This window comes from Verrucomicrobium sp. (genome assembly GCA_028283855.1).
In the GTDB taxonomy this organism is placed as follows: domain Bacteria; phylum Verrucomicrobiota; class Verrucomicrobiia; order Methylacidiphilales; family GAS474; genus GAS474.
Genome location: JAPWJX010000003.1, coordinates 499854 through 516495 on the forward strand (window position 1 = coordinate 499854; position 16642 = coordinate 516495).

Annotated in this window: 18 protein-coding genes; 8 read left to right on the top strand and 10 right to left on the bottom strand. The window is 69.5% G+C overall.

Annotated elements, in window-relative coordinates; all coding sequences use genetic code 11:
* Positions 1–13 precede the first annotated feature (13 nt).
* Both uvrA and PW734_03590 read left to right on the top strand, forming a co-directional pair.
* Positions 14–2866, top strand: a complete 2853-nt coding sequence (gene uvrA / locus PW734_03585; GenBank protein MDE1170281.1) for an excinuclease ABC subunit UvrA — start codon at positions 14–16, stop codon at positions 2864–2866.
* A gap of 550 nt (positions 2867–3416) precedes the next feature.
* A complete protein-coding gene (locus tag PW734_03590) occupies positions 3417–6044 on the top strand; it encodes a tetratricopeptide repeat protein (protein MDE1170282.1) in 2628 nt (875 codons plus the stop codon).
* On the opposite strand, the gene PW734_03595 is transcribed toward PW734_03590, so the two are convergent.
* Entirely contained in the window at positions 6041–6772 is a 732-nt protein-coding gene (locus PW734_03595; protein ID MDE1170283.1) for a hypothetical protein, read from the bottom strand. The genes PW734_03590 and PW734_03595 overlap by 4 nt on opposite strands.
* Positions 6773–6822: 50 nt before the next feature.
* Positions 6823–8049 (bottom strand): glycosyltransferase, encoded by a 1227-nt coding sequence (locus PW734_03600; GenBank protein MDE1170284.1) that lies wholly within the window; start codon positions 8047–8049, stop codon positions 6823–6825.
* 42 nt (positions 8050–8091) lie between these two features.
* On the opposite strand from PW734_03600, the gene PW734_03605 reads away from it, so the two are divergent.
* The gene (locus PW734_03605) at positions 8092–9030 is read left to right on the top strand and encodes a 5'-3' exonuclease H3TH domain-containing protein (protein ID MDE1170285.1); all 939 of its coding nucleotides are present in this window, start codon (positions 8092–8094) and stop codon (positions 9028–9030) included.
* An 11-nt stretch (positions 9031–9041) separates the two neighbouring features.
* Here the strand turns inward: PW734_03605 and PW734_03610 are convergent, their stop codons facing one another.
* From PW734_03610 to PW734_03625, 4 genes are read right to left on the bottom strand one after another with little or no spacing between them, the layout of a single operon-like run.
* Positions 9042–9482, bottom strand: coding sequence for a rhodanese-like domain-containing protein (locus PW734_03610; GenBank protein MDE1170286.1), 441 nt, complete (start codon positions 9480–9482; stop codon positions 9042–9044).
* Between the two features lie 4 nt (positions 9483–9486).
* The gene (locus PW734_03615) at positions 9487–9891 is read right to left on the bottom strand and encodes a rhodanese-like domain-containing protein (GenBank protein ID MDE1170287.1); all 405 of its coding nucleotides are present in this window, start codon (positions 9889–9891) and stop codon (positions 9487–9489) included.
* Positions 9892–9930: 39 nt separating this feature from the next.
* Positions 9931–10173 carry a hypothetical protein gene (locus PW734_03620; protein MDE1170288.1) on the bottom strand — a complete coding sequence of 81 codons (243 nt, stop codon included), beginning with the start codon at positions 10171–10173 and terminating at the stop codon, positions 9931–9933.
* 60 nt (positions 10174–10233) lie between these two features.
* On the bottom strand, positions 10234–10851 hold the full coding sequence (locus PW734_03625; protein MDE1170289.1) for a type II secretion system protein: 618 nt from the start codon (positions 10849–10851) through the stop codon (positions 10234–10236).
* 85 nt (positions 10852–10936) lie between these two features.
* Here PW734_03625 and PW734_03630 point away from each other — a divergent pair, with 85 nt between their 5' ends.
* Both PW734_03630 and PW734_03635 read left to right on the top strand, forming a co-directional pair.
* Positions 10937–11161: a hypothetical protein gene (locus PW734_03630; GenBank protein ID MDE1170290.1), complete on the top strand. Its 225-nt coding sequence runs from the start codon at positions 10937–10939 to the stop codon at positions 11159–11161.
* 31 nt (positions 11162–11192) lie between these two features.
* The gene (locus PW734_03635; protein ID MDE1170291.1) at positions 11193–11840 is read left to right on the top strand and encodes an ATP-dependent Clp protease proteolytic subunit; all 648 of its coding nucleotides are present in this window, start codon (positions 11193–11195) and stop codon (positions 11838–11840) included.
* Positions 11841–11897: 57 nt separating this feature from the next.
* Here the strand turns inward: PW734_03635 and PW734_03640 are convergent, their stop codons facing one another.
* From PW734_03640 to hisI, 3 genes are read right to left on the bottom strand one after another with little or no spacing between them, the layout of a single operon-like run.
* Entirely contained in the window at positions 11898–12116 is a 219-nt protein-coding gene (locus tag PW734_03640) for a hypothetical protein (GenBank protein ID MDE1170292.1), read from the bottom strand.
* Complete coding sequence (locus PW734_03645; protein ID MDE1170293.1) at positions 12113–12601, bottom strand: hypothetical protein; 489 nt, start codon at positions 12599–12601, stop codon at positions 12113–12115. Before PW734_03645 ends, PW734_03640 begins: the two co-directional genes overlap by 4 nt.
* 4 nt (positions 12602–12605) lie before the next feature.
* Positions 12606–13031 carry a phosphoribosyl-AMP cyclohydrolase gene (hisI, locus tag PW734_03650; protein MDE1170294.1) on the bottom strand — a complete coding sequence of 142 codons (426 nt, stop codon included), beginning with the start codon at positions 13029–13031 and terminating at the stop codon, positions 12606–12608.
* Between the two features lie 71 nt (positions 13032–13102).
* Between hisI and PW734_03655 the strand changes: the two genes are divergently transcribed.
* Complete coding sequence (locus PW734_03655) at positions 13103–13975, top strand: formyltransferase family protein (protein ID MDE1170295.1); 873 nt, start codon at positions 13103–13105, stop codon at positions 13973–13975.
* Positions 13976–13982: 7 nt separating this feature from the next.
* Here the strand turns inward: PW734_03655 and cysK are convergent, their stop codons facing one another.
* Complete coding sequence (gene cysK / locus PW734_03660; GenBank protein ID MDE1170296.1) at positions 13983–14945, bottom strand: cysteine synthase A; 963 nt, start codon at positions 14943–14945, stop codon at positions 13983–13985.
* Positions 14946–14990: 45 nt separating this feature from the next.
* Here cysK and PW734_03665 point away from each other — a divergent pair, with 45 nt between their 5' ends.
* Together PW734_03665 and PW734_03670 are read left to right on the top strand one after the other, a co-directional pair.
* On the top strand, positions 14991–15704 hold the full coding sequence (locus PW734_03665) for a sugar phosphate nucleotidyltransferase (GenBank protein ID MDE1170297.1): 714 nt from the start codon (positions 14991–14993) through the stop codon (positions 15702–15704).
* On the top strand, positions 15701–16633 hold the full coding sequence (locus tag PW734_03670; GenBank protein ID MDE1170298.1) for a tyrosine recombinase: 933 nt from the start codon (positions 15701–15703) through the stop codon (positions 16631–16633). Before PW734_03665 ends, PW734_03670 begins: the two co-directional genes overlap by 4 nt.
* The last annotated feature ends 9 nt before the right edge of the window (positions 16634–16642 follow it).

Below are 16642 nucleotides of genomic sequence, written 5' to 3' on the forward strand. Positions count from 1 at the left end.
TTACCTTGAGGGCTTGTCCACGGAAGAAATCCGCATCGGCGGCGCGCGCACGCACAACCTCAAGAACCTGACCCTCTCCATCCCGCGGGGGAAGCTGGTCGTCTTCACCGGCGTCTCCGGCTCGGGGAAGTCGTCCCTGGCCTTCGACACTCTCTACGCGGAGGGGCAGCGGCGCTACGTGGAGAGCCTCTCCGTCTACGCCCGGCAGTTCCTGGACCAGATGGAGAAGCCGGACTGCGACTACCTGGAGGGCCTCTCCCCCGCCATCGCCATCGAGCAGCGGACCAGCGCGGGCAACCCCCGCTCCACCGTGGCCACCACCACGGAGGTCTACGATTTCCTGCGCCTCCTCTTCGCCCACCTGGGCGTGCCCCACCACCCGAAGACGGGCAAGCCGCTCCGCCGCCTCTCCACGCAGCAGATCGTCGACCACGTCCTGGCCTGGCCGGAGGGGACGCCCGTCCACCTCCTGGCGCCCCTCGTCGCCGGGGAGAAGGGGGAGTTCCGCGACGTCATCGAGCGGATGAAGCGGGAGGGCTTCATCCGCGCCCGGATCGACGGCGTGGTGACCGAGGTGGAGAACCTGACCGGCCTCGACAAGAAGCAGCCGCACACGATCGAGGCGGTCGTCGACCGGCTGAAAGTCGCCCCCGACGTCCGTTCCCGGCTGACCGACTCCCTGGAGATCGCCCTGCGCGCGGGGCGCGGCGTGGCCGGGTTCCTCTACCGGGACGCGGCGGGCAAGAGCCGCGAGTGGCGCGCCAGCACGCAGAACTTCGACCCGGAGACCGGCTTCCACTTCGGCGAGCTGACGCCGCGCCACTTCTCCTTCAACAGCCCGCAGGGCGCCTGCCCGGCCTGCCACGGCCTGGGGACCGCGCCGGTCTTCGACCCCGCCCTGATCGTGCCGGACGGGGAGAAGGCCCTTTCGGAAATGCCCGTCGCCCCGTGGCGGCGGAGCAACGCGGGCCTGGCCGCGCTCTACCGGCAGCAGCTGGCCGCCGTCGCCGCCCACTACGGCCAGCCGCTCGAGACGCCGTGGGACAAGACCTCGGAAGAATTCCGCCAAGTCCTCCTCCACGGCTCCGGCGACGAGCCGATGCCCCTGCCCGGCGGCAAGGGGGCGATGGTCCGCCGCCCCTGGGCGGGCGTCCTGCCGCAGCTGCGCAACCTCTACGAGGAAAGCCAGAGCGAGCTGACGCGCCAGCGGCTGGCGGGCTTTATGACGGCGGAGCCCTGCCCGGTCTGCGCCGGGGCGCGGCTCAAGCCGGAGATCCTGGCCGTCACGCTGGGGGAGGACGTCCCGGGCCTCTCCCCGCTGAACATCGACCAGTTCTGCCGCCTCCCCGTCGCGGCGGCACTCGACTTCGTGGAAAAGCTCGCCCCCTCCCTCGACGAGACGCGGCGGAAGATCGCGGGCGACGTCCTGCGGGAGTTGCGCGGCCGCCTCGGCTTCCTCGTCCAGACCGGCCTGGGCTACCTCACCCTTTCCCGGGAGAGCGGCACCCTTTCCGGCGGGGAGGCGCAGCGCATCCGGCTGGCCGCCCAGCTCGGCGCGCGGCTCACCGGCGTCCTCTACATCCTGGACGAGCCTTCCATCGGCCTCCACCAGCGGGACAACGACCGGCTCTTGGAAGTTCTCCGCGCCCTGCGCGACTTGGGGAACAGCGTCATCGTCGTCGAGCATGACGAGGACACCATCCGCGCCGCCGACTACCTCGTCGACCTGGGGCCCGGCGCGGGCCTGCGCGGCGGCCACCTCGTCGCCGCCGGGACGCCCGCCCAGGTGGCGGCGGACGAGCGCTCCCTCACCGGCCGCTACCTCTCCGGCCGGGAGAAGATCCCCGTGCCCCGCGCCCGCACGGAGCCCTCGCGCGGCTGGCTCACCGTCCACGGAGCGCGGGAGAACAACCTGAAGGACGTCGATGCCGCCTTCCCCATCGGCCTCTTCACCTGCGTCACGGGCGTCTCCGGATCGGGCAAGAGCACGCTGGTGAACGACGTCCTCTGCCGCGCCCTCTTCCGCTATTTCTACAACTCAAAGGAAAAGCCCGGCGCGCACGGCCGGATCGACGGCCTGCAGCTCGTCGACAAGGCCGTCGTCATCGACCAGTCCCCCATCGGCCGGACGCCGCGCTCCAACCCTTTGACCTACACGGGCGCCTTCAACGGCATCCGGGACCTCTTCGCCCAGCTCCCCTCCGCCCGCGTGCGCGGCTACGGGCCGGGGCGCTTCTCCTTCAACGTGAAGGGGGGCCGCTGCGAGCATTGCGAGGGGGCGGGCGTCCTGGCCATCGAGATGAACTTCCTGCCCGCCGTCTACGTGACCTGCGAGGCCTGCCAGGGCAAGCGCTTCAACCGGGAGACGCTGGAAATCACCTACAAGGGCCGGAACATCTACGACGTGCTGGAACTGACCGTCGACGACGGGCTCTCCTTCTTCCGCAACATCCCGGCGGTGAGCGACAAGCTGGAGGCCTTGGCGGCGGTCGGCCTCGGCTACCTGAAGCTGGGCCAGCCCGGCACGACCCTCTCCGGCGGCGAGGCGCAGCGCGTGAAACTGGCCGCCGAGCTGGCCAAGCGGGCGACGGAGCGGACCGTCTATCTCCTGGACGAGCCGACGACCGGCCTCCACTGGGCCGACATCGAGCTGCTCCTGCGCGTCCTGCTTAAATTGCGCGACCAGGGCAGCACCCTCATCTGCATCGAGCACAACCTCCACCTCATCAAGTGCGCCGATTACGTCCTCGACCTCGGGCCGGAGGGCGGGGAGGCCGGGGGAAGGATCGTGGCGCAAGGCACGCCGGAGGAGGTGGCGGCGAGCCCGCAGAGCCTCACGGGGCGGTATTTGAAGACGGTGTTGTAGAACGCGGACCGATTGGCCATCGCGCAAAGGCCGGGCCGACGAGGCGGGGAGGTCCAGGAGGGGGCGCCCGCCCCCTCATGCGTCTGTAAACACCCCGCTTCCGGTGGGCGGCGCGCTGGCGCTGGTGCGTTAAATGGGAGTCCCTCTGATGGCTACCTGCCCAGGAACGTGACTTATGGCCGCCCGGTTCCGTTCCGGCTCAGTTGAGTGCGTCGAGGCTTCCCCCGAAGTAGATGTCGTCCTTCCGGCTTCCTCTTCGCCCGGCGGGCCGCTGCCAGGGCGGACTCATCCCCTGCCGGACCGGCGGGCCCCGACCCGCAGACCGGAGATGGAGCGGGAGGGCCAAGCCGCGCCCCAGGACAGGAAACGACCCAGGGGCCCAAATTTTACGCGCCAGCGCCAGCGCGCCGCCCACCGAACAAAACGCTTACAGACGCAAGGGGGGCGCAGCCCCCCTTGGATCCCCGCTCCTTTCGGGGTGGCGTGGATCCACCCCGGAAGGAAGGTCCCTTGCGCGATGGCCAATCGGTCGGCTAGCGTGGCGGCTTCCATGCGGCGTTCCGTCACCTTCCTGCTCCTCCTGGCAGCGCCCCTGCGCGCCGCCGAGGCTCCGCCCGCGCCGCCCGCCGCGGCGAAGGACGCCAAGGAAGCCGCGCGCGCCGCGCGGGAACTGGAACGCCTCCAGACCTATTTCGACGAAGGCCTCTTCGAGAAAGTCGACGCCGCCGCCAAGGCGCTGGTGAAGATCCCCGCCGCGTCCGCCCAACAAAAGGCGGCGGCCCGGCTCCTTCAAGGGCAGGCCTTTTATTATTTGGGCCAGTTCGGGCCCGCCCAGGCCGCCTTTGAGGCGGTCCCCGCCGCCGATGCGCCCGAGAGGCAGGCCGAGGTCCTCTTCTGGCAGGGCGAGGCGCTCACCGGCCAGGAGAATTGGGCCGAGGCGGAGAAACGTTACCGCGCCGCCCTTTCCCAGCCGCCGCCGAATCCCTACGAGGCCCGCGCCCAGCTGGGCCTGGGCTGGGCCCTTTTCCACGAGGGGAACGAGCCCGACGCGCGCGCCCTCCTCAACTCCCTCATCGAGGCGAAGCTCCCCACCGAGGCCGGCGACAAGGCCGCGCTCATCCTGGCCAAGATCGACCTGGCGCGCGGCGAGCCCGACGCGGCGGCCAAGACCCTCGACGGCCTGGTCCAGCGGAAGGTGACGCCCGGCGTCGCCTTCGAGGCCGCCTACTGGCGCGGGGAGATCGCCCAGCAGCAGGACCGCCCCGCCGACGCGATCGCCGCCTACCGCAAGGTGACCGACGACGCGAAGGCCTTCCCCGGCCCCCTCGTCGCCAAGGCCTGGTTCGGCCTGGGGAGCGCCTACCTCAAGACGAACGACGGGGAGAAGGCGATGCAGGCGCTGGAACAGGCCTACACCCGAAGCGCCAGCGAGCAGATGAAGCTGGCCAGCTTCCGCCTCTACCTGCAAAGCGCCGCCGGGCTCAACCGCCTGCCCGCCGCCCAGGCCCGCCTGCGGGACTACGCCAAGCACGACAACGCCGCCGTCACCGCCGCCGCGGCGCTCCTGGCCATCGCCTCCAGCCAGGCCGACCACGGCGACACCGACGAGGCGATCGGCACGCTGGAAGCCCTCCTTACCGCCTACCCGCAGACCGACTGGAAGCCCGCCGCCCTCTTCCAGCTGGGCCAGCTCTACACCGACCAGGGCAAGCCGGACGAGGCCCGCACCGCGCTGCAAAACTGCCTGGAGGCCAACCCGCCTGCCGGGATGGCGCGGGAGGCCTCCTTCCGCCTGGCGGAGATCGACTTCGCCAAGGGCGCCTACGCGAAGGCGGCGGCCGAGTTCGAGAAGGCCGCGCCCGGCGGCGGCCCGCTGACGGAGAAGGCCCTCTTCAACCTCCTCCTGGCCCAGGCCGCGCAGGGGGCCATCGACCCCTTCCTCAAGACGGAGGCCGATTTCGCCAAGGCCTTCCCGCAGAGCCCGCTCCTCCCGCGCATCGCCCTGGAAAAGGCCCGCCTCTACGAGAAGGCGAACCAGCCCGACCAGGCCCGCGCCGCCTACCAGGCCGCCCTCCAGCGCAACCCGGACGCCGCGCAGAAGGCGCTCCTCCTCCTCCGCCTGGCCGACCTGGAACGCGGCGCGCAGCACTACGACGACGCCCTGAAATACTACAACGAGGTGGCGACCGAGTTCCCCGAGGACCCGCGCGTGGCCGAGGCGGCCTACGACTTCGTCTGGGTCAGCTTCCTGGCCGGAAAATACACGAAGGAGCAGGCCCGCGACGCCCTGACCGGCCTGGCCCAGCGCTTCGAGAAGGGGCCCTTGGGCGCGCGGATCGACTTCAACCTGGGCGAGTTCTGCTTCGAGGCGCAGGACTACGTCGGCGCGCAGACCTACTTCGAGAAAGTCGCCTCCGGCTTCCCGCAGAGCGACCTGGTCCCCCGCGCCCTCTACTACGCGGGCCAGGCGGCGACGCAGCGGAAGGACTACGCCGCCGCGCTGAAGATCCTGGAAAAGGTCCCCGCCGACGCCCCGGGCGGCCTGAAGACCGACGCGCGGCTCCTCCAGGGCCTCATCTACCACCTGCAGGGCCGCTTCGCCGACGCCGTCGCCCTTTTCGACTCCGTTCTGGCGGGGGAAAAGAGCGGCCCGCGCTTCGTCGCCGCCACGCTGCGGAAGGGCAACGCCCTCTTTGCCCAGGGCGGCGCCGATCCGACCCGCTACGAGCTGGCCGCGAACACCTACGGCACCCTCCTTTCCACCGGCCAGGGCAGCTTCGCCGAGCGGAACGAGGCCGCCTACATGCGCGCCAAATGCTTCGAGAAGCTGGGCCGCGCCGCCGACGCGCTGGCCCTTTACCTCGACGTCCTCAACGGGCGCGAGGCCCCCGCCCCCTTCGACGAGAAAAACCCGCCGCCGCCGGAGATGCTCTGGCGGGTGAAGGCGGGCCTCGACGCGGCGGCGCTGCGGCAGGCCACCCAGGACTGGGCGGGCGCGGCGGAAGTCTACCGGCGGCTGGAGGCCCTGGGCGGCCCGAACGCGAACGATTTCCGCGACGCGCTCAACCGCCTGCGCCGCGACCACTTCCTCTTCGACGAGGAAACCGGCGCCCCCGCCGCGGCGGCCGTTCCTCAGCCCGCGCCTGCGCCCGCGACGAACGTCCCGGCGAAGCCTTAATATTGGTGGGTGCGCCGCAAATAAGCGGCTGCCCTTTGAACGTCCGTGGTGAATCTCGGAATGCTGACTTTAGCCCCCATCACATTGGTGTAGCTGTAAGTTCCGATGGGGTAGATGATCCCCGTCCATTCCTCCTCATCGACCCAGCCCGAAGGATCGCACTCGATGAAAACCAGGCCTCCCTTGGGGCCTAAATGATAGGCTTCCGTATTAGTGGTTTCGACGGTTTGGCGCTCGATGATTTTGCTGGGAAACGCGGTGTTTTTATTTTGATCGATCACCACCTCCGTGATGTGCGAGCCGACCGTCGTTTTGTAATAAGACCCTTTGATTAAAAGGCCGTTTTCCGTGGTCTGAAACACGTTGCCTGAACCATATTTTTCAGACTTAGCTAAGGCGGTGGCAATCGCTTTGGCATCCAACTCGGCTGCCAGTTCTTTGGCTCCTGCTTCCCGTTCTTGCTGTTGCGCGGCTTTGAAGGCTGCGCTTTTTGCCGGGTCGTAGCCATATTTTTGCTCGATGTCAGCGGGAAGTTTCTCGAAGAGCAAATGAGCCGCACCCCCAGAATGAGTGATGTCCAAGCCTGAGGGGTCAGATCGTTTAACGACGACGTCCGTATACGTTTTCCCATCCGTGGTGGTGATTGAATCAAGGTGATCTTCGGCCAGCGCCATGCCCCCGAAAATCCACCAGGCAATAAAGCCCACCCCAAGCAGCCCTTGTTTCATGAGAAATCGATATAATAAGCGCGTCTCGGACGGGCGAGCTTTTTGCTGAACTATAATTGTTCCAGCGCCACGCAGGCGTTGCCGGGGCCGTCCTCCTCTTCCAGCCGGTCGGCCAGGTCCTCCGCGCGGTCGGCGTATGCGCCGCTCGCCAGCCGCCCCATCTCCCAGCGGAAGCCCTGCGCCGTCCGCCGCGCCGCGTGGAGGAGGCGGCCCGCGCCGAGCTTTTGCAGCCGGGCGGCGTTGTTCGGCTGGTCGAAGGCGACGGGGCAGGCCAGCGCGGGAAGCCCCGCCCGCAACGCGGCGGCCAGGGTGCCGATTCCCGCGTGGTGGGCGGCGGCGGCGCAGCGGGGCAGGAGGTCGGCCAGCGGCAGGGCGGGCCAGGCCAGGACGTTTTCCGGCAGCGGGCCGGGGTCGGAATCGCCGACGAGGAGGAGCGCGCGCCGCTCCGTCCCCTCCAGCGCGGCGGCGGCGGCCCGGTAGAAATTCCCGGGACGGCCGACGACGGCGGTGCCCAGGGTGAAGAGCCACGGCTCCGGTCCCGCGTCCAGGAAGGCCTCCACCTCCGGCGGGAGCGGCGCGGGGGGCGCGGGATCGAAGCAAAAGCCGGTCACCGCGTGGCGCGCGTCCCAGTCGGCGGGCCGCGGCGCGAAGTGGGGGCTGTAGAGGTGGAGGATCCGCTGCGCGGCGCGGGGGGAGAACATGTGGTCGCGCGCGGGCGGCAGGCCCAGGCGGCCGCGCAGGGCGTTGAGCGGGCGGTCGACGAAGGGGGCGATGGTCTGGCGGCCGATTCCCCACACCATCCGGCTGAAGAGGCGCCCCAGGGGACCGGGCAGCCCGGCAAAGGGGAAGGCGGCGGGCAGCCCCTCCGCGGACGGGGTGACGCCGGGGGCCAGGGCGACGCAGGCCCAGGGCTTGTCCAGGGCCTCCGCGCCGAGCGCGGCGGGGAAGGCGAAATGGTGGGCGACGACGGCGTCGTGCGCGGGGGCTTCCCTTAAGACGGCCTCCGTCATCTCGTCCAGGAGGGGGAGGATCGTTTTCTCGAAGAGGGTGCGGAAGGAGGCCAGGCCCGCCAGGCGGGTGGAGAACGCGCCGGGATCGAGCGGCGGCGCGGCGGCGAAGGCGGGGACGAAGCGGAGGCCCGCCGCTTCCGCCCGGGCGCGCCACTCCGGATTGCCCAGCAGGGTGGCGCCGTGGCCCCGGCGGCGCAGCGCGGCGCCGAGGGAGAGGAAGGGGATCAAGTCGCCGCCCGAGCCCCAGGAGCAGAGAAGATAGTTCATTGCGGCGCCGTTCCGGGGTGAGCTAGATTGGGCCTTTCCCGCATGAAGCTCCTCCTGGTCGACGGCCATTATTACGCCTACCGCTCCTTCTACGCCATCCGGAACCTTTCCAACTCCAAGGGGGAGCCGACGAACGCCCTCTTCGGCATGGCCAAGGCGCTCAAAAAGATGCTCGCCGACGTGAAGCCGGACCTGGCCGCCGTGGTCATGGACGGCGGCCTGCCCGCCCACCGCCTGGCGGAGCACGAGAGTTACAAGGCCAACCGCGCGGAGACGCCCGACCTGTTGGCCAAGCAGATTCCCCTTTTCCAGGATTTGGTCCCCGCGCTGGGCCTGGCCTGCCTGACGGTGGAGGGGGAGGAGGCGGACGACGTCCTGGCCAGCTACGCGCGGGAGGCGGCCCGGGAGAAGATCGACGTGGTCCTGGCGACGAACGACAAGGACCTGATGCAGCTGGTGGGGGACAATCTCTCCGTCTACCAGCCGACGCCGGCGGGCTTCGACCTGATCGACGCCGCGGCCGTCCGGGAGAAGTGGGGCGTGCCGCCGGAAAAGATCGGCGAAATTCTGACCCTGACGGGCGACGCGGTGGACAATATCCCCGGCGTCCCCGGGGTGGGGCCGAAGACGGCGGCCACCTGGATCCAGGCGTATAGCACGGTGGACGGCCTCCTGGCCCACCTGCACGAGCTGAAGAGCGAGCGGCACCGGCAGATGCTGGAATCCTCCCGCGATATCCTGGCGCGCAACCGCAAGCTGGTGATGCTGCGGGAGGACCTTCCGCTGCCGCGCCCCATCGGGGAGCTGCAAATCACGCCCGACTGGGCCGCGCAGGCGCGGCTCTTCGCCGCGTACGAGTTCCGGGGCTTCCTGGCGGAGGCGCAGCGGATGCTCGGCGGAGCGCCCGCGCCGGAGGCGAGGAGGGAAAAGCAGGAAAAGCCGCCCGCGCCCCCGACCTGGAGCCAGGGGGAGCTGCTCTAAAATCCGGGAGCCTAGGCCCTTTCCGGCGACCGGTCCCGCGCGGGGATCCCTTCCGGCGCGGGGGAGCTGCGCCGCGCGGCGGCCCAGGCCAGCTCGGTGCGCGGCACTGTGCCGTCCAGCGGCAGGCGTGACCGCCGCCATTCGGTGACGCCGCCTTCCAGGTAGGCGGCCTGGGAAAATCCCTTTTCCCGGGCGAAGGCCGCCGCCTCGATGGAGCGGTATTCCCCCAGCTGGCAGACGAAGTAGACGGGCTGCGCGGGGTCGAGGGTTTCCAATTGCCGGGCGATGGCGGCGAAGGTCGCCGGATCGCCCTTCGGGACGTCCATGGCGTAGGGGGCGGAGAGGGAGCCGGGGATGTGGGAGAGGCGGTGGACCGCCTCGGCCCGGACGTCGACGATCGCCGGACGGGAGGGAAGCAGCTCGGCCAGGCGGCGGGGGGAAACGGAGGCCATGGGCTTATCCCTGCGTGCGGCCTTCGGGCTTTTTCCCGGGGGCCGGGACGGCGGCGGCGCGCTGCCCGGAAAAGCCGTCCAGCCGCCGGGCCCATTCCCCCTCCAGCGGCAGGTCGGCCCGCTGCCAGGCCTTGGTGCCGCCCTCGACGAAAAAGGCCTGCCGGAAGCCGAGCTGCTCCCCGGCCAGGCGGGCCGCCTCGACGGAGCGCTGCTCGCCGATCTGGCAGACGAAATAGACGGGCTGCTCCCGGTCCAGCGGAGACAGGCGCTCCCGGATTTCCGCCAGGGGGGCGTGGGCGGCCCCGGGGATGTGGCCCAGGCGGTAAAGCTCGGCGTCCCGCACGTCGAAAAGCGCCGTTCCGGGCGATTCCAGAAGGCGGTCGAGCTGGCTGACGGTCACCGAGGGCATGGGTACGATTCGGCTATTGGCGGGGCGGAGTGTCCGGTCTTACCGCACTTTGATCTGATTCCGGAGCGACTTGGCGATTTCCTCTCCTAATGAGTAATCCATCAGATCGTAGCGCCCGATCGGCCCTCTCGCGTGGGTGCCTTTCACGATCACGGTCATGGGCGGGGTGATTTGGACCTGAAGAGCGGGAACCGCGAAATTTTCCAAAGGCGGGGGGCCGTCCTGCCATAATGCCAAGACGGCGCCGCCGATGAGGCAGAGAGCCAGGGCCGCGCCGGCCATTTGCCCAAGTCGAGGGGCGCTTAGAACGGTCATTCCTCGCCTCCTCTTCGGGGGAGCGGCTTATTCGGTGATCCAGGCCGGGGTGCCCGCGGGCTGGGTGCCGATGGTGCCGTCGGTCTTCTTGGCCACGTTGGCCTTCCAGAAGGCCCCGTCGCCGCCCTTGTGGAGGATCACCGCGCCCTTGTTGCCGAAGGGCTGCTTCGTCTCCTTCGGATCCTGGCCCCAGGACCAGTTCTTGGTGTAGATCAGGACGGCGGTGCCCGCGTCGATCGAGCCGGTGTTGCCCAGGTTAAAGGCGTTGTTGGCGGCGGTCAGCGTGTTCGTGCCGACGACGGCGGGATACCCCGGGGCGGAGAGGACGCGGAGGTCGCCCGCCTTCAGGTAGTCGTTGGCGATCAAGACGTTCTGGAAGTAGGCGGTGGGGGTGGTCTGGGGGCCCGCGTCGGCCGGGAAGCCGATGCCGCCCAGGCCGCTCTGGGCCGCGTCGGAAGAAGCCGCCTGCATGGCGATGTAGACCTGCCGCGCGTTGCTCACGATCTGCACGCCCTGCGCCTGGGTGCGGGCGTTGTCTAGCGCGGGCAGCGCCAGGCTGGCCAGGATGGCGATGATCGAGATGACCACCAGCAGTTCGATGAGGGTAAAGGCGGACGCGTTGCGATTTTTAGTGTGCAGGCTCACGGGGAATACTTAAGGGCATGGGGGTGAAGGAGTCAATAGACCGTACCTTGCGTTCATCCTCAAATGGCCCTAGGGTGACGGCGTGATGAAAACCTACGTCGTCCAAACCACCCTGCCGAGCCTCCTGCGCATCCGGGCCGAGGAATTCCAGTTCCACTCCCGCGACGGCATCCTCTACTTCAGCGTCGAGGGGCGCCGGGTGGCGGCCTTCCCCATCGAGGCGGTCGTCGCCGTGGCGGAAAAGCCCTTCGGCCTGGGCAACGTGCCCGTGGAGACGGAGACGGACTGGATCGACGACGACAGCGTTTAACACCCCCCTCCCCGCCTTGACCCCCCTTTCTATGCCGCGCCCGTTCCACCTCGACGACGAAGAAGAAGACGAAGAAACCGAGACCGAAACCAAGGCCCCCGCGCCCGAGCCGCCGAAGCCCCGCCTGGAAGAGCGCCTGCTGAAGGCGCGCACCATCCTGATCTACGGCGGGATCGACCAGAAGAAGGCGCAGGACGTCAGCGAGAAGCTCATCGCGATGGCGGCGGACTCCGACGACGACATCTACATCTACATCAATTCCCAGGGCGGCCACGTGGAGGCGGGCGACACCATCCACGACATGATCCGTTACGTGAAGCCGCGCGTCTTCATCATCGGCACCGGCTGGGTGGCCAGCGCGGGCGCCCTGATCTACGCCGCGCCGCCGGTGGAGCGCCGCCTTTCCCTGCCGAACACCCGCTTCATGATCCACCAGCCCTCCGGCGGCGTCCGGGGCCAGGCCTCCGACATCAGCGTGGAAGCGGAGGAGATCCTCAAGATGCGCCAGCGCCTCAACGAGATCTTCGCCAAGCAGACGGGCCAGCCGATCGAGAAGATCGAGCGCGACTCCGACCGCAACTTCTGGATGTCCGCCGAGCAGGCGAAGGCCTACGGCCTGGTCGGCAAGGTGATCGCCACCGCGGGCGACCTGCCCGCCCCCGCTCCCGCTAAGAAGTAGGAAGGGAGGCGCCTCCCGCAAAAAGCCCGGCCTTTTCATGGGGCCGGGCTTTTTCTTTTAATAGTCGTCGGCGTCGTACCGGGGGTGGTAGGCGTTCGGGTTGCCGGGGTTGTTGCTGCTCGGCGGCAGGGCGAAGTTGGGGTTGTGGGTCGGATCGCGGCTCAGGCCCGATTCATACCACTCCTGCTGGATGGCCGGGTAGGGGTTCTGGCCGCCGCCGCATCCGGAGAGGGAGCCCGAAAGCAAAAGAAGGAGAAGAAGCCGCAGCAACTTCATGGCGCGGGCGCGGTGGGCAGCGGCTGGCCGGGGGCCACGCGGTTGACGCCGGGCAGCGGCGCTGCGCTCATCTTGTCCATGCCCAGGACGACGAAGGCCTGCTGCCCCGGAATGAAGCGGGCGAAGACCTTGCCGTCCTCCCGCTCCCAGGTGGCGCCGGCGCCGGGCAGGTCGAGCTTCCGCCACGGCTGGCCGCGGCCCTCCTGGTGGAGGAATTCCTCGCAGTCGTCCGGGGTGATGGCGGGGCGCGCGCCCGTCGCGTCCGGGCGCAGGCCGAAGATCTCCATGGCCGCCTCCCCTTCCGCGTTGAAGGTGACGGTCACCGAATAGCGGTCGGCGGTGTAGAGGACCTGCTCGCCGATTTCCTTGCCCGCGCCCCAGCGGTCCGCCAGCTGGGCGCGCGTGTCGCCCACGCGGGCCTGCGCGGAAGCCGCCAGGCAGAGCGCGCCCAGGCAGCCCAGGAGTAGCGGGAGCGCGGACTTCATCGCGTCAGTGGCCGGGGCCGTAGACCTTGGCCGGGTCGAACGCCTTCTCGGCGATGGCCAGCTCCAGCTCGCCCTCCGAGCCGTCTTTCAGCTTGCGGAAGAAGCAGCTGCGGTAGCCGACGTGGCAGGCGGCGCCGCCTTCCGTGCGGACTTTCAAGAGGATGGCGTCCTGGTCGCAGTCGACGCGCAGCTCCTCGACGTGCTGGAAGTGGCCGGACTGCTCCCCCTTGACCCAGAACTTGCCCCGGGAGCGGCTCCAATAGGTCGCCTTCTTCGTGGCGATGGTGCGTTCCAGGGCCTCCCGGTTCATGTAGGCGAGCATGAGGACCTCGCCCGTGGAGGCCTCCACCGTGATGCAGGGGAGCAGCTCCTGGCGGTCGAAAGCGGGGAGGAGGCGGAAGCCTTCCTCGATCTCGTGGGACGCGGCCATAGGGTGCGATTTATAAGGCCTGGGAAATAGTCTGGCAAGGGCCTGCCGAGCCGGGCAAAACTGCCCGCCCCATGAAACCGGCCAAAAAACGCTTCGTGGCCCTGACCCTGATCGGCCCCGACCGCAAGGGCGTCATCGCCCGCTTCACCCAGCTCCTCTTCCGCCTCGGCGCGAACATCGAGGGGCTGGAAGAACAGGTGGCCCGCAGCCAGTTCCGCATGGCGGTGCTGGCCTCCTGGGAAGGGAAGGCTGCGCGCGATTTCAACGCGGAGGCCGTCCGCCTGGCCCTCCAGGTGGAGGCGCAGGCCGTGGGCATGGAATGCTCCCTGCGCTTCGAGCAGGGCGGCCCGCGCCGCTTCGCCCTCTTGGCGACGAAGGAGCCCCACGCCGTCGAGGCCTTCCTGAAGGCGACGCTGGGCAAAAAGCCGACCCTGCCCGCCGTCCCCGTCGTCCTCATCGCCAACCGGCCCGACCTCAAGCCCCTGGCCGAAAAGGCCGGCATCCCCTTCCACGAGGTCGATTACCGGGACCGCGCCCGGGCGGAAAAGGAGATCCTGGGCCTGCTGGACCAATACCAGGTGGAGTTCGCCGTCCTGGCCCGCTTCATGAAGATCCTCTCCCCCGACTTCGTCTGGCGGTGGAAGAACAAGATCATCAACATCCACCCCTCCCTCCTGCCCGCCTTCCCCGGGGCCAACGCCTACCGGCAGGCCTTCGAGAAAGGGGTGCAGGTCTTCGGCGTTACCGCCCACTTCGTCACGCCGCAGCTGGACGAGGGGCCGATCCTGGCCCAGGAATCGGCGCGGCTGAAGATGGGGGAGCCGCTGGCCAGCATCGTCCGCCGGGGCCAGGCCCTGGAGGCGAAGTGCCTCCTGCGCGCGGTGAAGCTCTTCCTGACCAAGAAGCTCGACGTCCACTGGGGCCGCGTCCACGGCGCCAGCTGATCCCCGGCTAGCCGCCGACGGCCTTGCGGGCCTCGTCGGCCAGGGCGGTGGAGAGGTAGCGCTCCCCCGTCGAGCAGCCGACGGTGACGATCAGCTTCCCCTTATACTCCGGCCGCGCGGCCAGCTGCAGGGCGGCGTGGACGTTGGCGCCCGTGGAGATGCCGACGAGGAGGCCTTCCTCCTTCGCCAGGCGGCGGGCCATGGAGAGGGCCTCGTCGTTGGTGACCTGGATCACTTCGTCGACGATCTTCAGGTTCAAATTCTTCGGCACGAAGCCGGCGCCCGCGCCCTGGATCTTGTGCGGGCCGGGCTTGAGCGGCTCCCCGTTGAGGGTCTGGGTGATGACGGGGGAGTCCTTCGGCTCGACGGCGACCGCCTTCACGGCGGCCTTGCGCCCCTTGATCACCTCGGCGACGCCGGTCAGCGTCCCGCCCGTGCCGACGGCGGCGACGAAGGCGTCGATCTTCCCGTCGGTGTCGGCCCAGATTTCCTCCGCCGTGGTCAGGCGGTGGATCTGCGGGTTGGCGGGATTCTCGAACTGCTGCGGGATCCATGAGTTGGGGATCTCGCGGGAAAGGGATTCCGCCTTGGAGATGGCTCCCTTCATCCCCTCCGCGGCGGGGGTAAGGACCAGGCGGGCGCCCAGGAGGGCCAGCAGGGTGCGGCGCTCCACGCTCATGCTCTCCGGCATGGTCAGAACCAGGGGATAGCCCTTCGCGGCGGCGACGAAGGCCAGGGCGATGCCGGTGTTGCCGCTCGTCGGCTCGATGATGGTGGTGCCTTCCTTCAGGCGGCCTTCCTTCTCCGCGGCGGCGATCATCGCCGCGCCGATGCGGTCCTTCACGCTGCCTAAGGGATTGAAAAATTCGGCTTTTAGCGCGATGGTGGCACCCAATCCGGCGGTCAGGCGGTTCAGGCGAATGAGCGGCGTGCGGCCGACGGTCCCGACGATGTCCTCGAAAAAAGCCATAGGTTTCCAAGTTAAAGCCGCTCCGCGCGGCGCGCAATCCTCCTCATGAAGGCCCTCATCCTGGCCGCGGGGCGCGGCACCCGCATGGGGGCGCTGACCGCCTCCCTGCCGAAACCGATGGTCCCCGTCAAAGGCACCCCCATCCTGGAGACCATCCTCACCGGCCTGCGGGACGCGGCGGGCATCCGGGAGTTCTTCATCGTCGTCGGTTACCAGGGGGAAATCATCCGCCGCCATTTTGGCGACGGCTCCGCCTGGGGCGTCTCCATCCGCTACGGGGAGCAGGCCGTCCAGGACGGCACCGGCAAGGCGCCGGAGGTGGCCCGGGCCTGGCTGGCGGACGACCCCTTCTTCCTTTCCTACGGGGACATCCTCGTGGAGCCCTCCGCCTACGCCCGCATGGTGCGCGGCTGGGAGGAGGCGGGGCGGCCGGACGGCGTCATCGGCCTCGTCGAGGGGCAGGACCTGACCAAGGGCGGCGCGATCGTCCTGGACGGGACGGGTGCGGTGACCGCCATCGTGGAAAAGCCGCCCGCCGACCAGGTCCCGGCCAACGCCTATTACAACAGCGGCCTCTACCTCTTCACCCCGCGCCTCTTCGCCTTCACCGCCCGGCTGGAGAAATCCCCGCGCGGGGAATACGAGCTGACCGACGCCCTGCGCGACCTGGCCGGGGAGCGCGGCCTCCACGGCGTGATCCTGGGCGGCTCCTGGGTCGACGTCCGCGACCCGCAGGTCCTGGCCGAACTCAACGCATGACTCCCGCGCCGCCGCCGCTCTGGGAACGGGAGATCGACGACTGCGTCGCCTTCCTGGCCACGGAGCGGGACCATGCCGCGCGCAGCCAGCTCCTGAACCGCGCCGCGCTCGAGGCCTTCGCCGGCTGGACGGCCGCGCGCCACGGGGCGCTCTCCCCCGCGCAGGTGGCGCCGGAGCACCTGTCCGCCTACCTGCGGGATCTGCGCGCGGAGCGGGACCTGGCCCCGGCCTCCCTCAAGATCGCCGTCGTCGCCCTGCGCCACTTCTTTTCCCGGCTGCGGCGGGAGAACGAGATCCCGCTCGACCCCGCCGCCTACCTGGAACTGCCGAAGGTTCCCCGCCACCTCCCCGACACGCTGACGGAGGAGGAGGTCGGTCGGCTGTTGGCCGCCCCCTTCCCGGAGACGCCGCTGGGCCTGCGGGACAAGGCGGTGCTGGAGGTCTTCTACGCGGCGGGCCTCCGCCTTTCCGAGCTGGCCACCGCGCGGATCGAGGGCTACGCCCCGGCGGAGGGCGTCCTGCGCGTCCTGGGCAAGGGGAACAAGGAGCGGCTGGTGCCGCTGGGCCGCGCCGCGCTGGAGGCCGTCGACCTCTGGCTGGAAAAAGGTCGCCCAGTCCTGGCCGGGCCGGAGAGCGGCGGGGAAATCTTCCTGGGCCGGGGCGGCGCGCGGCTGACGCCCGCGCGGCTGGAACAGATCGTCAAGGAGATCGCCCGCCGGGCCGGGATCGGGAAGAACGTCTACCCGCACCTCCTGCGCCACTCCTTCGCCACCCATCTGCTGGCCCATGGAGCCGACCTGCGCGTCATCCAGGAACTCCTGGGCCACGCCAGCATCGCCACCACGCAGATCTACACCCACGTCGACGCCGACCGGCTCCGCGCCGCCCACCGGCAGTTCCATCCCCGCGCGAAACTCCGCGCGGCCTAGCCCCCCCTT

Coding starts and splice junctions, on each gene's coding strand:
- PW734_03590 (MDE1170282.1), top strand. CDS start 3,417: ATGCGGCGTTCCGTCACCTTCCTGCTCCTCCTGGCAGCGCCCCTGCGC.
- PW734_03595 (MDE1170283.1), bottom strand. CDS start 6,772: ATGAAACAAGGGCTGCTTGGGGTGGGCTTTATTGCCTGGTGGATTTTC.
- PW734_03600 (MDE1170284.1), bottom strand. CDS start 8,049: ATGAACTATCTTCTCTGCTCCTGGGGCTCGGGCGGCGACTTGATCCCC.
- PW734_03605 (MDE1170285.1), top strand. CDS start 8,092: ATGAAGCTCCTCCTGGTCGACGGCCATTATTACGCCTACCGCTCCTTC.
- PW734_03610 (MDE1170286.1), bottom strand. CDS start 9,482: ATGGCCTCCGTTTCCCCCCGCCGCCTGGCCGAGCTGCTTCCCTCCCGT.
- PW734_03615 (MDE1170287.1), bottom strand. CDS start 9,891: ATGCCCTCGGTGACCGTCAGCCAGCTCGACCGCCTTCTGGAATCGCCC.
- PW734_03620 (MDE1170288.1), bottom strand. CDS start 10,173: ATGGCCGGCGCGGCCCTGGCTCTCTGCCTCATCGGCGGCGCCGTCTTG.
- PW734_03630 (MDE1170290.1), top strand. CDS start 10,937: ATGAAAACCTACGTCGTCCAAACCACCCTGCCGAGCCTCCTGCGCATC.
- PW734_03635 (MDE1170291.1), top strand. CDS start 11,193: ATGCCGCGCCCGTTCCACCTCGACGACGAAGAAGAAGACGAAGAAACC.
- PW734_03640 (MDE1170292.1), bottom strand. CDS start 12,116: ATGAAGTTGCTGCGGCTTCTTCTCCTTCTTTTGCTTTCGGGCTCCCTC.
- PW734_03645 (MDE1170293.1), bottom strand. CDS start 12,601: ATGAAGTCCGCGCTCCCGCTACTCCTGGGCTGCCTGGGCGCGCTCTGC.
- hisI (MDE1170294.1), bottom strand. CDS start 13,031: ATGGCCGCGTCCCACGAGATCGAGGAAGGCTTCCGCCTCCTCCCCGCT.
- PW734_03655 (MDE1170295.1), top strand. CDS start 13,103: ATGAAACCGGCCAAAAAACGCTTCGTGGCCCTGACCCTGATCGGCCCC.
- cysK (MDE1170296.1), bottom strand. CDS start 14,945: ATGGCTTTTTTCGAGGACATCGTCGGGACCGTCGGCCGCACGCCGCTC.
- PW734_03665 (MDE1170297.1), top strand. CDS start 14,991: ATGAAGGCCCTCATCCTGGCCGCGGGGCGCGGCACCCGCATGGGGGCG.
- PW734_03670 (MDE1170298.1), top strand. CDS start 15,701: ATGACTCCCGCGCCGCCGCCGCTCTGGGAACGGGAGATCGACGACTGC.